This window comes from Acidovorax soli, assembly GCF_014207955.1.
GTDB classification, from domain to species: domain Bacteria; phylum Pseudomonadota; class Gammaproteobacteria; order Burkholderiales; family Burkholderiaceae_C; genus Acidovorax; species Acidovorax soli_A.
The window spans coordinates 711,946-726,152 of the sequence record NZ_JACHLK010000001.1 but is presented as its reverse complement, the minus strand read 5'-3'; the positions used below and the strand labels follow the sequence as shown (position 1 = coordinate 726,152).

Genomic DNA, 14,207 nt, shown 5'->3' with positions numbered 1-14,207 from the left:
CAGTTTACCTGACAATATCGCATGGTCGAATCACCGCCCTTTTCCACCCCCGTACCGGCCGAGGACGGCTGGCGCCAGACCCACCTGGGGCGCCTGCTCGGCCACGCCATGCGCCGCTTCGACGCGCGCGTGCTGCAGCTCATGGCGCACGATGTGGAGGTGCCTCTGGCCCTGTCCAACCTGGCCGCACGCGACCAGGTGAGTGCCGCCCATGTGCACATCACACGCCACCTGGCGCTGCAGGGCGACCGCCTGACCGACCTGGCCCGGCGCGCCGGCATGACCAAGCAGGCCATGGCCACCCTGGTCGACCAGTGCGAGGCCTGGGGCCTGGTTACGCGCGAGGCCGACCCGCTCGATGCCCGCGCGCGGCGCGTGTGCTTCACGCCCACTGGCCTGGCCTGGCTTCAGGCCTTTCGCAATGCCGTGGCGCAGGCCGAAGCGGAGTTCCGCGACGAGGTGGGCAAGGACGTGGCCACCGTGGTGGCGATCGGGCTTGAGGCCTACGCGGGCGGGGACACCCAGGACCCGCTGTGGCGCTGAGCCCCGTTCAGTGGGCGGCGGTTGGCACCTGGGCCCGCGCTGCCGCCCCCAGCCGGTCGGCATCGACGCCCATGGCGCGCAGCGTGCGCGCCGCCACGCCCTGGGACATGGCGGCCACCGCTAGCACCACATGGGCGCCCAGCAGCGGGCCGCCCTGGTCCTTGCGCGTGCGCGCCAGCGCCTGCACCAGTTCCTGCCCCGAAGGCTGGGCCCGGTAGGGCCCCGGGGCTGGGGGCGCCAGGGCCGGCGCCGACGGCAACCCCACATCGCCCCACCCCAGGCCCTGCAGGGCAGCGCGGTACTGCTGCTCGATGGCGCCGCGCACCGCCGCCGGGTCAGCACCGATGCTCTCGAAGGCCCGACGGGCCGAGCCCTCGGGCAGGTCAATGGCCGCGAGCAGGAAGTGCTCAGCACCCGGGGCCTCCTGGCCCCCCGCACGGGCATGGGCTTCGGCCTGCGCGCACAGCCGGCTCAGGGTGCGCATGCTCTGGAAACGGTCTTGCAGCTGGCGGAACATGGCAGGACTCCTTCTTTCACTCACAGTTTGGGAACATGGGGCGACAGCCGCTTGTGCGCGGCCTGCTTGCTGACCCCCAGGGCCTGGGCAATATCGGCCCAGGACCAGCCCTGCGCCAGCGCAGCCGCCACGGCGTTCGCCTCCAGCCGGTCGGCCAGCAGGCGCAGTGCCACCACGGCGGCGAGCGCCGCCTCGGGGTCGTCGGGCGAAGGAAGGGGCGGGGGGGCTTGCATGCCGTCAACTGTAGTTGACGATTTCACCATCGTCAACCTTTATTGACGGCCAAACCCTCAGGGCGCTGGCAGGGAGTGGGGCGCCGGCTCGGCACAGGCCAGCAGCCAGGCGCGGAACACCTGCAGGGTCTGCAGCTGGTTGCGCCCCTCGGGGTAGCAAAACCAGTAACCCATGTCGCTCCGGTAACCGCAGCCGGGCAGGGGTTCGCGCACCAGGCCGCTGGTGATTTCGTCCTGCACCAGGCAGCGCGGCACCAGTGCCAGGCCCATGCCGGCCATCACGGCGCGGATCATGGACTGGAACTGGTCGAACTGCGGGCCGGCCAGCGGGTTGAGCCCCTGCACGCCGTGCGTTTCGCTCCAGCGCAGCCAGGCCTCGGGCACCGTGACATGGCGCAGCAGGCTGTGCCGCGCCACATCGCGCGGATGCTCGATGCGCCAGTCCGCCACACGGGCGCGTGGCGCAATCAACGCCACGTCCTGCCCCGTGAGGTAGTGGGCATGGGCGCCGGGCCAATGGCCGTCGCCGAAGAGGATGGCGCAGTCGAGCTCGGGGCGCTCGAAGTTGTAGCTGTGCACATAGGGCACGAAGTGCAGCGTGACCTGCGGGTGCTGCTGCTGGAACTGCGGCAGCCGCGGGATCAGCCACTTGGCCGCGAAGGTCGGCAGGCTCGACAGGTGCAGCGCGCCGCCGCCGTCGTCGCTGGTGATGAGCTCCAGCGTGGCCGCCTCCAGCTGGGCCAGCACAGCCCGCACGGCCTTCTCGTAGCGCTCGCCGGCCGGGGTCAGCGCCAGGCGCTTGCGGCTGCGCTCGAACAGCGGCACGCCCACCCACCCCTCCAGCTCCTTGACCTGTTTGCTCACCGCGCTCTGCGTGAGGTGCAAGGCCTCGGCCGCGCGCGAGACCCCGCCGAAGCGGGTCACGGTGGAGAACGCACGCAGCAGGTGCAGGGGCGGGGAAAGGCGGCGCAGAGAGGACATGCTAAGTTCTCAAATCATTCCATATTGGAATGTTATCAGGCACATCCATTGCTTGGAAGAGCAGCACCGAATCCCTTAACCTCCCATCCTCTTCTACGGAAACACCCCATGAAACGCCGTCACCTGCTCACCACCCTGGCTGCTGCATCTTTCGCTCCTGGAATATCCTTTGCGCAGGATGCCAAGCCTCTGCGCATCGTTGTGCCCTTCCCGCCCGGCGGTGCCACCGACATCACCGTGCGTGCGCTGCAGGAATCGCTGGTGCGCATCCTCAAGCAGCCCGTGGTGCTGGACAACCGCGCCGGCGCGGGTGGTTCCATCGGCATGGCCGAGGTGGCACGCGCCCCGGCCGATGGCCTGACGCTGGGCGTGGCCACGCTGTCCACCCATGGCGTGAACCCCGCCGTGTACAGCAAGCTGCCCTACAACCCGATCAAGGACTTCGTGGGCGTGACCGAGATCGTCAAGGCGCCCGGCGTGGTCGTGGTGAACCCCACGGCACTGCCGGTCAAGGACTTCGCCGACCTCGTGAAATACCTCAAGGCCAACCCCGGCCGCGTGTCCTTCGCAACGCCCGGCAATGGCACCATCGGCCACATGTGGGGCGAGCTGTTCAAGAGCAGCACGGGCACCTCCATGGTGCACATCCCCTACCGTGGTGCGGGCCCGGCCATCAACGACGTGCTGGCCGGCCAGGTGGCGGTGTATTTCGACCAGGTGGCCTCCTCGCTGCCGCACATCAAGGCCGGCAAGCTCAAGGCACTGGCAGTCTCGTGGCCCGGCCGGCTGGACGTGCTGCCCGAAGTCCCCACCTACGCCCAACTGGGTTTCGCCAACAACAACGACCCCTCCTGGTTCGGCCTGGTGGCCCCGGCCGGCACACCCACCGCCGCCGTGGACCGCATCCAGCAGGCCGTGGCCCAGGCATTGCAGGAGCCTGCGGTGCGCGAACGCCTGGCGGGCCAGGGCCTGTACCCCTCGGGCACCACGCCCAAGGAGTTCTCGGCACAGCTGGTACGCGAGATCGAGAAGATGAAGCGCGTCGCGGCCTACGCCAAGATCGCCCTGGACTGAACACACACCGGGTCGCAAGACCCGGCGGCCATCGCTGGGGGAGACTAGGGATAACCATGGTCTCCACCCGGTCTGGACGGCTAGGCCGGCCGTCCCACTTTGCGCACACTCTGCCTATGCATGCAGCCTTGAAACTGATCCATCGACGATTCCAGCAGGCCCAGCCCGGTGCCACCGGTTCTCCCGGCACCTCGCTGTCGCCTGCGGCCTCCTCCTCCCCTTCGTCCTCTCCTCCCGCCTTCACCTACCTGCCTGGCACCACGCCCCTGGTGCTCGACTCGCCGCACAGCGGCACCCGCTACCCCGACGATTTCGGCTCCGCCTGCGACCTGCCCACGCTGCGCCGCGCCGAAGACACCCATGTCGAGAAGCTCTACGACTTCGCCCCCGCGCTGGGCGTGGCCTGGGTGGAAGCGCACTTCCCCCGCATCTACCTCGATGCCAACCGCAACACCACCGAACTCGACGTCAGCCTGCTCGACGGCGAGTGGACCGACCCCATCTCCACCGATCCCCGCGTGCTCTCCAAGGTGCGCCTGGGCAAGGGCCTGGTCTGGAAGTTCACCGACCAGGGCGAGCCCATCTACAACCGACTGCTCACGGTGGCCGAGGTGCGCGCGCGCATCGAGCGCTGCTGGCGCCCCTACCATGGCGCCGTGGAGCAGGCCATTGCCTCCGCGCACGCACGCCACGGCTACAGCATCCACATCAACTGCCATTCCATGCCCGCCGTCGCCGCCAGCCACGCCACCGATTTCCCGGGCCTGGTGCATGCCGACTTCGTGGTCGGCGACCGCGACGGCACGACCGCCGACCCCGCGCTCTCGGCCCTGGTCTGCGAGCACCTGCGCGCATGCGGCTACAGCGTGGAATACAACCACCCCTACAAGGGCGTGGAGCTGGTGCGCCGCTACAGCGATCCGGCAGCGCACCGCCACAGCATCCAGCTCGAGATCAACCGCAAGCTGTACATGGACGAAACCACCCTGGAACAGCACTCCGAAGGCATGGCGCGGCTGCGCACCGACCTGCGGGCGCTGGTGAACAGGCTGCTGGCCACCGACCCGCGCGGCTGATCCACCACAACCGGGCCGCAGGTACTGCAGCGGCCTGCGGCGGCCCCGGGCGGTGGGCGCCTAGAATCCGGGGCAGGCCCAGCGCCAGACTGGGGCCGCCCACCAGGAGACACACCGCATGCGCATCCTCATCGCCGAAGACGACCAGGTGCTGGCCGATGGCCTGCTGCGCACGCTGCGCAGCTCCGGCGCCGTGGTGGACCACGTGGCCAGCGGCAGCGAGGCCGACGCTGCGCTGATGACCAACAACGAATTCGACCTGCTGATCCTGGACCTGGGCCTGCCGCGCATGCACGGGCTGGAGGTCCTCAAGAAGCTGCGCAGCCGCGGCTCGGCACTGCCGGTACTGATCCTCACCGCGGCCGACAGTGTGGAAGAGCGCGTCAAGGGCCTGGATTTCGGGGCCGACGACTACATGGCCAAGCCCTTCAGCCTGCAGGAGCTCGAAGCCCGGGTGCGCGCCCTGACGCGCCGCGGCATGGGCGGCACCAGCAGCGCCATCCGGCACGGCCCGCTGGTCTACGACCAGGCAGGCAGGGTGGCCACCATCGACGGCAAGATGGTCGAGCTGTCGGCGCGCGAGCTCGGCCTGCTGGAGGTGCTGCTGCAGCGCGCCGGCCGCCTGGTGAGCAAGGAGCAGCTGGTCGAGCGCCTGTGCGAGTGGGGCGAGGAGGTGAGCAACAACGCCATCGAGGTCTACATCCACCGCCTGCGCAAGAAGATCGAGCGCGGCCCGATCCGCATTGCCACGGTGCGCGGCCTCGGGTATTGCCTTGAAAAGATACCGGGCTAGTCCTTGAAAATCTTCCAGCGCGAGCAGCGCTCCCTGTTCGGCGAGATCCTGGACTGGATGCTCACCCCGCTGCTGCTGCTGTGGCCCGTGAGCCTGGCGCTCACCTGGCTGGTGGCCCAGGGCCTGGCCAACAAACCCTTCGACCGCGCGCTGGAGTACAACGCCCATGCCCTGGCCCAGCTCGTGGGCGTGCAAAAGGGCGTGGTGCAGTTCAACCTGCCCCAGCCGGCCAGCGAGATCCTGCGCGCTGACGACTCCGACGTGGTGTACTACCAGGTCAAGGGCGTGGGCGGCGAGTTCCTCTCGGGCGAGCGCGAACTGCCGGCCCCCCCTTCCGACGAAGTGCCCATGCCCGGCGAGGTGCGGCTGCGCGATGCCGAGCTGCGCGGCATCGACATCCGCGTGGCCTACATCTGGGTGCGCCTGCCGCTCAAGGACAGCCCGCTGGCCCTGGTGCAGGTGGCCGAAACGCGCGAGAAGCGCAGCGTGCTGGCCACCGAGATCATCAAGGGCGTGATGCTGCCGCAGTTCGTGATCCTGCCGCTGGCCGTGCTGCTGGTGTGGCTGGCGCTGGCGCGCGGCATCCAGCCGCTCAATCAGCTCGAGCAGCGCATCCGCGCGCGCAACCCCGACGACCTGTCGCCGCTGGACGACCGCACCGTGCCGCTGGAGGTGGCGCCGCTGGTGTCCTCGGTGAACGACCTGCTCACGCGCCTGCACGACTCGCTGGCCACGCAAAAGCGCTTCCTGGCCGACGCAGCACACCAGCTCAAGACCCCGCTGGCGGGCCTGCGCATGCAGGCCGACCTGGCGCAGCGCGAGGGCACGAGCACCGAAGAGCTCAAGCGCTCGCTGCAGCAGATCGGGCGTTCCAGCATCCGCGCCACGCACACCGTCAACCAGTTGCTGGCCCTGGCCCGCGCCGAGGGCAGTGGCGTGGTCCTGGCGCGCCAGCCCTGCGACCTGGCACGGCTGGCCATCGAGGTGGTGCGCGATTCGGTACCGCGCGCGCTCGAAAGGCACATCGACCTGGGCTACGACGGTGCCGAGCCGGGTTCACCCGGCGTCTGGGTCGATGGCAACCCGACCCTGCTCAAGGAGCTGGTGCGCAACCTGGTGGACAACGCCCTCAACTACACCCCCTCGGCCCCGGACCGGCCCGGCGTGGTCACCACACGCGTGCTGGCCGACACCTTCGGCCGCGTGCTGCTGCTGCAGGTGGAGGACTCAGGGCCGGGCGTGCCCGAATCCGAGCGCGAACTGGTCTTCCAGCCCTTCTACCGGGCCCTGGGCAGCGATGCCGACGGCTCGGGCCTGGGCCTGCCCATCGTGCTGGAGATCGCGCGCAAGCACGGGGCCGAGGTGCAGCTCGAAGACGCCCACCCAGGCATGCAGCCCCCCGGAGCGCGCTTCAGCGTGCGCTTTGCAGCCAGCGAGCAGGCACCCGACTGAGCCCGGGGCCTTGGCCGCAGGCGCCGGCCGGAAAGACCGGTTTGAGGCATCATGAAATCCCGTTCTGCCGGATGCCTCATGCCTGCTTCTCCCGCTTCGCCGCCACGCCGTTTTCGCAACACCGATGACCGGGTCGTGATCGGCGACTTCCCCTGGTACGAAATGGCCTGGCGCTCGCTGCGCGGCGATTTCAAGCCGCGCAGCGCACCCACAGGGGGCTATGCGCGCTTTGTGCGCGACTGGACCCAGCCCGTGGACCACGCGCTGCTGGCACAGCGTCACGAGGCACCGGTCGTGACCTGGCTGGGCCATGTCTCCATGCTGCTGCAGGTGGCAGGCCTGAACCTGCTGATCGACCCCACGCTGGCCAGCCATGCCGGGCCGCTGGGCCGTTTCGGGGCGCCGCGGCGCGTACCGCCGCCGCTCACCCCCGAGCAACTGCCGCGCATCGACGCAGTGCTGGTCTCGCACAACCACTACGACCACCTGTGCAGCGCCACCTTGAAGCGCCTGCGCGCAGCGGGGCAGAGGCCGCGCTTCATCGTGCCCCAGGGGCTCAGGGACTGGTTCGTGCGACGCGGCATGGCCGACACGGTGGAACTCGACTGGTGGGGTGGGGTGGACCTGGCCCCCGGCGTGCGCGTGCACTTCACGCCCGCCCAGCACTGGAGCCGGCGCAGCCTGAACGACACCAATGCCTCGCTCTGGGGCGGCTACCTGATCGAATGGACCCGGCCCGATGCCGCGGGGCCCTGGCGCTTCCTGTTCCCGGGTGACACGGGCTACAGCGATGACTTCAAGGCCATCCGCCAGCGCCTGGGTGCCGTGGACTTTCTGGCCCTGCCGATCGGTGCCTACCTGCCGCGCGACTTCATGAAGCCCATGCACGTGAACCCGGCCGATGCCGTGCAGCTGATGCTGGATGTCGAGGCGCGCCAGGCCATGGGCGTGCACTGGGGCACCTTTGCACTCACCCAGGAGGCCTTCGACCACCCGCCGCGCGACCTGGCCGCTGCGCTGGCCGAGCGCGGTGTGCCGGCCGAGCGCGTGTGGCTGATGCGCCATGGCGAGACGCGGGCCATTGCGCTGTAGCCACCCGTCACCTGCGGACGGCCCTTACCCCACGGCGCGCAAGGACATCAACGCCATGAAGAGGTAGCCGTTGTCGGTGGGCGCACGGTACACCCCGCGCGCACCCAGCACCTGCGCGGCCACGCCCGAGAGCTCCCAGCCGTCGGTCACGTCCGCGTCCCAGCGCGGCACCGTCAGTGGCAGAAAGCCCTGCACCTCACCCCATTCGCGCACGGCCGGGATGCGGGTGCTCACCTTGGCATGGTTGCCGAAGTTGGCCCAGGCCCAGAGCCAGGTGCCGCTGGCCTTGGAGACCGAGCCGATGAACTCGATGTCTGCCACCACCTTGGGAGCCCCCTCGTGCGAAAAGGTCAGCGTGCCCTGCGCCTGGTCGTAGTCCCAGCGCTCGAAGCGCGAGATGCCATGCTCCGATTCGAGCGCCTTCTGCTTGTGGACCAGGGCGTGGTGGGCGTCGACCACGGCATCTTCCCAGGCGTGCTGCTGCGGCTCGGCCATGGCGCCAACGCTGTGGGCCATGGCGTCCTGGTAGCAGTGGTGGCACAGGATCTGGAGGTCCAGACAGCCTTCGTTGCGCTCGTTCCATTCGCCGCCCTCCTTCAGGAGCTCGTCATTGCAGCCCGCGCACCAGGCGTCCGGATACGGGTAGTCGGCCTCGGGGGCGTCGCAGAACCAGCGCTGCGCGGGGTTGCGGCCCAGGTGCCCGCAGACGTAGGTGGGCAGGGCTTCGCCATGGGTGCCGCACTGGATGGAGGTGGCTTCGTCGGTCATGGAGTCAGGGTTGCGGGAACTGTGGAAAGGGCGGCGCGGTCACCACCGTGCAGGACCTGGGCGCTGCACGGCTCAGCCGCAGGTGCGCAGGGGCTTGCCGGCCAGGGGGCCGCGCAGGCCGTCCAGCTGCGGACGCAGGGCCTCGGTCACGGCCGCCAGGCGCAAGGTGAAGCCCGGGGTTTCGGCACGCTCCTGGATCACCCGGGCGGTGCGCACCCCCTTCTCGCCCAGGTTCGCGAGTTCGCGCTTGGCCGCCTCTTCGGTCGCGAAACGGCCCAGCGACAAGCCCAGCTCCAGCGTGCCGCCAGGGCGGTCGAAATCGACCTTGCGGGCGCGCAGTTCGGCGCGCTTCTTGTCCAGCACCTCCTGGTCTTCGAAGCGGCCCATGTAGACCATCCAGCGCGCCGGCAGGGGTGTGGATTCCAGCACCCAGCTGCCCTGCGGCAGCCCGGCCGCAGCCGTGCGCACCGCGTCGGCCTGGCGCTCGTCGAGCACGCCCGACTGCAGGCACTCGGTGGCCGCCGCCGCCGCAGTTGCTACCACCACGGGCGGCGCCGCAGCCTCGGACACCGGCGGCTGCGGCGCCGGACTGGCGGGCCGCACACGCAGGATCTGCAGGGTCTCCGGCCGCAGCTGCTGGCCCATGCGCTGGGGCTCGCCTTCCTGCACCGGCGCCAGGCCCCATTCGCGCAAGTGCCCGTGCGACCAGGCGAAATAGCCGCCATTGGCCAGCAGCAGGATCAGGATGAGAAGGCGCAGCATGCAGCTCCCGGGGTCATGACGGCAGCGCCGGGCTGGGCCGTACGCTGATTTCCGAACTCGTGACGGCCTGCATGCCACTGGCGGTCTGTACCAGCAGTGCGCCGTCTTCGCCCACGCCGTGGGCGGTGCCCGCCTGGCCATCGCTCAGCGTGACGGCCCGGCCCTGCAGGATGTCGCGCTGCGCAAAGCGCGCCTGCATGGGCGAGAAGCCATAGCCCTCGAAGGACTGCAGCATGGCCACCAGCGGCGGCACGATGCGCAGCAGCGCCGCCGGAGCATCCAGGCCGGGCTCCACCTCCTGCAGGCTGGCCGGCGGCATGCTCATGCCCTCGCCGCTGCGCGGCAGCACATTGATGCCGATGCCCACGACCACATAGCGGGTAGCGGGCGCGCGTTCCGCCGGGGCGCCCTGGGGCGCCACGAAGCTCGCGGTCTCGACCAGGATGCCGCCAAGCTTGCGGTCACCGCTGACCCACAGGTCATTGGGCCATTTGAGGCCGACGCGCTGGGCAGCGCCCTCGGCCGGCAGCGCCGGCTGCAGGCTTTCGGCCACGCTCACGCCCACCGCCAGCGACAGGCCCGACCAGTCGGCCGGAGCCAGCGGCAGGCCCAGGCTCATCATGAGCGAGGCGCCCACATCGCTCTGCCACACGCGCCCGAGGCGCCCGCGGCCGGCCGTCTGCTGCTCGGCCACGAGCAGGGTGGGGTCGCACAGGCCGGCGCGCGCACGGCGCATGAGCTCGGTGTTGGTGGAGTCGATGCTGGGCAGCACCTCCACGGAGAAGCCCGGCAACCGGGGCTCCACGGCCTGCCAGAGGGCTTCGGCAGGCCAGCACAGGGAAAGCGCCGTCATGGCCTTGTGCCCTGCTTGGCCTGGTCCCCGGCGCCGGCATCGCTCTTTTTGTTACCCTTTTTACGCACCGGGGCCGATGCGGGCTCGGCCGGCATGGGCGGACGCCAGCCGCGCTTGGGTGCCAGCAGCGTGCCCCGGCAGTTGTCACTGCCGCACCAGCAGGGGTATTCCGCCTTGAGCTTCTTGGTGTAGGGTTCGTCGATGATCAGGCCGTAGTCGTAGTTGAGCTCCTCACCGGCGGCGATGTTGCGCAGCGCGGTGATGAAGATGCGGCCATCCTGCTCGTCGGCGTAGCAGTTGGGGTTGCAGCTGTGGTTGATCCAGCGCGAGGAGTTGCCGCCGAACTTGGCGTCGATCACGCGGTCTTCATCCACATGGAAATAGAAGGTATGGTTGGGCTGCAGGGGATCGTGGGGGTGGCGGTCCTGCGCCTCCTGCCAGCCGATGACTTCGCCCGTGTACTCGACAAGGACTTCGCCCTCTGCAATATCCTGCACGGCAAACACGCCATTGCCATGCACGCCCGAGCGCCGGGTCTGGATGCGGCGACCCGATGGAACGGAAGGGGCGGCAGACGATGCGGTGCGGGGCATGGCAAAAACTCTGTTAACTTGAATATGCACACATGCGCGTGCGCGTGTACGCGTGAGGCAACGAATTGTAGAAGCGACCGGCCGGATGCCGGACAGCCAGACTGGCGAGAACCCAAAAAATGACCAAGACCCTGGTAATTGCAGAAAAACCCTCGGTGGCGCAGGACATCGTGCGCGCACTGACCCCGGTGGCGGGCAAGTTCGACAAGCACGACGAGCATTTCGAGAACGACCGCTACGTGGTCACCAGCGCCGTGGGCCACCTGGTGGAGATCCAGGCGCCCGAAGAGTTCGACGTGAAGCGCGGCAAGTGGAGCTTTGCCCACCTGCCCGTGATCCCGCCGTACTTCGACCTCAAGCCCGTGGACAAGACCAAGACGCGCCTGAACGCGGTGGTCAAGCAGGCCAAGCGCAAGGACGTGACCGCGCTCGTGAACGCCTGTGACGCGGGCCGCGAGGGGGAGCTGATCTTCCGCCTGATCGAGCAGTACGCCGGCGGCGCCAAGCCCCTGGGCAAGCCCGTCAAGCGTCTGTGGCTGCAGTCCATGACGCCCCAGGCCATCCGCGATGGCTTCGATGCGCTGCGCAGCGAGCAGCAGATGGCCGGCCTGGCCAGCGCGGCGCGCAGCCGCAGCGAGGCCGACTGGCTGGTGGGCATCAACGGCACGCGCGCCATGACGGCCTTCAACTCGCGCGACGGCGGGTTCTTTTTGACCACTGTGGGCCGGGTGCAGACGCCCACGCTGTCGCTGGTGGTGGAGCGCGAGGAGAAGATCCGCAAGTTCGTGAGCCGCGACTACTGGGAAATCCACGCCAGCTTCGACGCCGAGGCCGGCGCCTACCCCGGCAAGTGGTTCGACCCGAAGTGGAAGAAGGGCGAGGACCCCGAGCTCAAGGCCGACCGCGTCTGGTCGCAGCGCGATGCACAGGCCATCGCCGACGCCGTGCGCGGCAAACCCGCCACGGTGACCGAGGAAAGCAAGCCCACCACCCAGGCCTCGCCCCTGCTGTTCGACCTGACCAGCCTGCAGCGCGAGGCCAACGGCAAGTTCGGCTACTCGGCCAAGACCACGCTGGCTCTGGCGCAAAGCCTGTACGAACGCCACAAGGCGCTGACCTACCCGCGTACCGATTCGCGCGCCCTGCCCGAGGACTACCTGCCCGTGGCGCGCCAGACCTTCGAGATGCTGGCCGACAGCAGCATGCGCCACCTGGCGCCGCATGCACGCACGGCGCTGACCAACAACTACGTGCGCCCCTCCAAGCGCATCTTCGACAACAGCAAGGTGAGTGATCACTTTGCCATCATCCCCACACTGCAGGCACCGAGCGGCCTGTCCGAGGCCGAGCAAAAGCTCTACGACCTGGTGGTGCGCCGCTTCATGGCCGTGTTCTTCCCGAGCGCCGAGTACACGGTCACGACCCGCATCAGCACGGCCGCGGGCCACAGTTTCAAGACCGAGGGCAAGGTGCTGGTCAAGCCCGGCTGGCTGGCCATCTATGGCAAGGAAGCGGCCGACGAGGTCGAGGGCGGCAAGGACGGCGACAAGGGCCAGAACCTGGTGCCCGTGAAGCCCGGCGAGACCGTGCGCACCGAGCAGGCGGACCCCAAGGGTCTCAAGACCAAGCCCCCGGCGCGCTACTCCGAAGCCACGCTGCTGGGCGCCATGGAAAGCGCGGGCAAGCAGATCGACGACGACGAGTTGCGCGAGGCCATGCAGGAAAAGGGCCTGGGCACGCCCGCCACGCGCGCGGCCATCATCGAAGGCCTGCTGACCGAGAAGTACATGCTGCGCGAAGGGCGCGAGATCATCCCCACGGCCAAGGCCTTCCAGCTCATGACGCTGCTGCGCGGGCTGGAGGTGGAGGAGCTGTGCCGCGCCGACCTGACCGGCGAGTGGGAGTTCAAGCTCTCGCAGATGGAAAAGGGGCAGCTGAGCCGCGAGTCCTTCATGGCCGACATCGCCGCCATGACCGAGCGCATGGTCAAGAAGGCCAAGGAATACGACCGCGACACCATCCCCGGCGACTACGCCACGCTGGAAGCACCGTGCCCCAACTGCGGCGGCGTGGTCAAGGAGAACTACCGCCGCTACGCCTGCGTGGGCAAGCCCGGTGCCGAGCCCTGCGGCTTCAGCTTCGGCAAGTCGCCTGCGGGCCGCACCTTCGAGACCGCCGAGGCCGAAACCCTGCTGCGCGACAAGAAGATCGGCCCGCTGGAGGGCTTCCGCTCCAAGGCAGGCTGGCCATTCACTTCCGAGATCGTCATCAAGTACGACGACGAGGCGCACAACTACAAGCTCGAATTCGACTTCGGCGACGACAAGAACGCCGAGGAGTCGGGCGAGATCGTGGAGTTCACCGACGCGTCCCTGGGCCCCTGCCCGATCTGCGGCGCCGGGGTGCACGAGCACGGCGCCAACTACGTCTGCAGCAAGGCCGTGCCCACGGCCGCCCAGCCCACGCCGAGCTGCACCTTCAAGAGCGGCAAGATCATCCTGCAGCAGCCCGTGGAGCGCGAGCAGATGCACAAGCTCTTGGAGACCGGCAAGACCGACCTCCTGGACAAGTTCGTCTCCATGCGCACGCGCCGCGCGTTCAAGGCCTTCCTGGCCTGGGACAAGGAGGCCGGCAAGGTGAACTTCGAGTTCGCGCCGAGCAAGTTCCCGCCACGCAAGACCGCAGGCGGCGGCTTTGCCGGCAAGACGGCGGGCGCCGCCGCCAAGGCACCGGCCAAGGCGGCTGCCGCGAAGAAGGCCCCGGCCAAGAAGGCGGCCGCCACCAAGACCGCGGCCGCCAAGGCACCGCGCAAGGCCGCCGCGGGGGCAGCCCCCAGCGCGGCGCTGGCCGCCGTGATCGGCAACGAGCCGGTAGCACGGCCCGAGGCCGTGAAGAAGCTCTGGGAGTACATCAAGGCGAACAACCTGCAGGACCCCAAGGACAAGCGCACCATCGTCGCCGACGACAAGCTGCGCGCCGTGTTCGGCAAGGACACGGCGGGCATGTTCGAGCTGGCCGGCATCCTGGGCCAGCACCTGGGCTGAGGACCCATGCGCAACCCCTGGCGTCCCACGCTCCTGGTACTGACCGTGCTGGTGGCCGCTGGAGCGGCCTGGTGGACGGCCGACCAATGGCTGCCCCACGCCCGGCCCTGGCTCGACAAGACCTGGAGCAAGCTCTCCCGCCCCGGGGCAGATTCGCTGCCGCCCGAGAAAAAGAATGCGCAGGGTGTGGCCACGGGCGCGCGCGGGGCGGCATCGGCCCCAGCGCCCCAATTGCGCAAGTGCATCCAGGACGGCCGCACGGTCTACACCGACGCAGCCTGCCCGCCCGGCAGCCAGGAACAGAAGGTGGAAGGTTCGGTCACCTCGTTCCCGCGCACGCCATGAGCGCGGGGCCGGCACGCAGCGCCGTGCCGGCCATGTCGTATTTTTCCTATCGCCAGAGGGCTTGCGCACCTAGGCTCGGGG

15 protein-coding genes are annotated in these 14,207 nt (G+C 69.2%); 8 read left to right on the top strand and 7 right to left on the bottom strand.

Annotated elements, in window-relative coordinates; all coding sequences use genetic code 11:
- Positions 1-21: 21 nt before the first annotated feature.
- Entirely contained in the window at positions 22-543 is a 522-nt protein-coding gene (locus tag HNP48_RS03360) for a MarR family winged helix-turn-helix transcriptional regulator (protein ID WP_184855413.1), read from the top strand.
- A 7-nt stretch (positions 544-550) separates the two neighbouring features.
- On the opposite strand, the gene HNP48_RS03355 is transcribed toward HNP48_RS03360, so the two are convergent.
- The 3 genes from HNP48_RS03355 to HNP48_RS03345 are packed head-to-tail and all read right to left on the bottom strand — an operon-like array spanning position 551 to position 2,274.
- Positions 551-1,060 carry a Clp protease N-terminal domain-containing protein gene (locus tag HNP48_RS03355; RefSeq protein ID WP_184855412.1) on the bottom strand — a complete coding sequence of 170 codons (510 nt, stop codon included), beginning with the start codon at positions 1,058-1,060 and terminating at the stop codon, positions 551-553.
- A gap of 20 nt (positions 1,061-1,080) precedes the next feature.
- Positions 1,081-1,293, bottom strand: a complete 213-nt coding sequence (locus HNP48_RS03350; RefSeq protein ID WP_184855411.1) for a helix-turn-helix domain-containing protein — start codon at positions 1,291-1,293, stop codon at positions 1,081-1,083.
- Between the two features lie 57 nt (positions 1,294-1,350).
- The gene (locus HNP48_RS03345; protein ID WP_184855410.1) at positions 1,351-2,274 is read right to left on the bottom strand and encodes a LysR substrate-binding domain-containing protein; all 924 of its coding nucleotides are present in this window, start codon (positions 2,272-2,274) and stop codon (positions 1,351-1,353) included.
- 108 nt (positions 2,275-2,382) lie between these two features.
- Between HNP48_RS03345 and HNP48_RS03340 the strand changes: the two genes are divergently transcribed.
- From HNP48_RS03340 to HNP48_RS03320, 5 genes are all read left to right on the top strand, one after another.
- Positions 2,383-3,348 carry a tripartite tricarboxylate transporter substrate binding protein BugE gene (locus tag HNP48_RS03340; RefSeq protein ID WP_184855409.1) on the top strand — a complete coding sequence of 322 codons (966 nt, stop codon included), beginning with the start codon at positions 2,383-2,385 and terminating at the stop codon, positions 3,346-3,348.
- 116 nt (positions 3,349-3,464) lie between these two features.
- Complete coding sequence (locus HNP48_RS03335) at positions 3,465-4,424, top strand: N-formylglutamate amidohydrolase (protein WP_184855408.1); 960 nt, start codon at positions 3,465-3,467, stop codon at positions 4,422-4,424.
- Between the two features lie 118 nt (positions 4,425-4,542).
- Positions 4,543-5,217: a response regulator transcription factor gene (locus tag HNP48_RS03330; protein ID WP_184855407.1), complete on the top strand. Its 675-nt coding sequence runs from the start codon at positions 4,543-4,545 to the stop codon at positions 5,215-5,217.
- A 3-nt stretch (positions 5,218-5,220) separates the two neighbouring features.
- A complete protein-coding gene (locus HNP48_RS03325) occupies positions 5,221-6,669 on the top strand; it encodes a sensor histidine kinase (protein ID WP_184855406.1) in 1,449 nt (482 codons plus the stop codon).
- A 78-nt stretch (positions 6,670-6,747) separates the two neighbouring features.
- Positions 6,748-7,761, top strand: a complete 1,014-nt coding sequence (locus HNP48_RS03320) for an MBL fold metallo-hydrolase (protein ID WP_184855405.1) — start codon at positions 6,748-6,750, stop codon at positions 7,759-7,761.
- Between the two features lie 24 nt (positions 7,762-7,785).
- Here HNP48_RS03320 and HNP48_RS03315 read toward each other — a convergent pair whose 3' ends face one another.
- The 4 genes from HNP48_RS03315 to HNP48_RS03300 form a co-directional block, all read right to left on the bottom strand.
- Positions 7,786-8,529, bottom strand: a complete 744-nt coding sequence (locus HNP48_RS03315; RefSeq protein WP_184855404.1) for a DUF6882 domain-containing protein — start codon at positions 8,527-8,529, stop codon at positions 7,786-7,788.
- 72 nt (positions 8,530-8,601) lie between these two features.
- The gene (locus HNP48_RS03310; RefSeq protein ID WP_184855403.1) at positions 8,602-9,291 is read right to left on the bottom strand and encodes an SPOR domain-containing protein; all 690 of its coding nucleotides are present in this window, start codon (positions 9,289-9,291) and stop codon (positions 8,602-8,604) included.
- 13 nt (positions 9,292-9,304) lie between these two features.
- Positions 9,305-10,144, bottom strand: coding sequence for a biotin--[acetyl-CoA-carboxylase] ligase (locus HNP48_RS03305; RefSeq protein ID WP_184855402.1), 840 nt, complete (start codon positions 10,142-10,144; stop codon positions 9,305-9,307).
- Entirely contained in the window at positions 10,141-10,737 is a 597-nt protein-coding gene (locus HNP48_RS03300; RefSeq protein ID WP_184855401.1) for an SET domain-containing protein, read from the bottom strand. Before HNP48_RS03300 ends, HNP48_RS03305 begins: the two co-directional genes overlap by 4 nt.
- A gap of 119 nt (positions 10,738-10,856) precedes the next feature.
- On the opposite strand from HNP48_RS03300, the gene HNP48_RS03295 reads away from it, so the two are divergent.
- Positions 10,857-13,781: a DNA topoisomerase III gene (locus tag HNP48_RS03295; protein WP_184855400.1), complete on the top strand. Its 2,925-nt coding sequence runs from the start codon at positions 10,857-10,859 to the stop codon at positions 13,779-13,781.
- Between the two features lie 6 nt (positions 13,782-13,787).
- Positions 13,788-14,126 (top strand): DUF4124 domain-containing protein, encoded by a 339-nt coding sequence (locus HNP48_RS03290; RefSeq protein WP_184855399.1) that lies wholly within the window; start codon positions 13,788-13,790, stop codon positions 14,124-14,126.
- Positions 14,127-14,207: the final 81 nt, after the last annotated feature.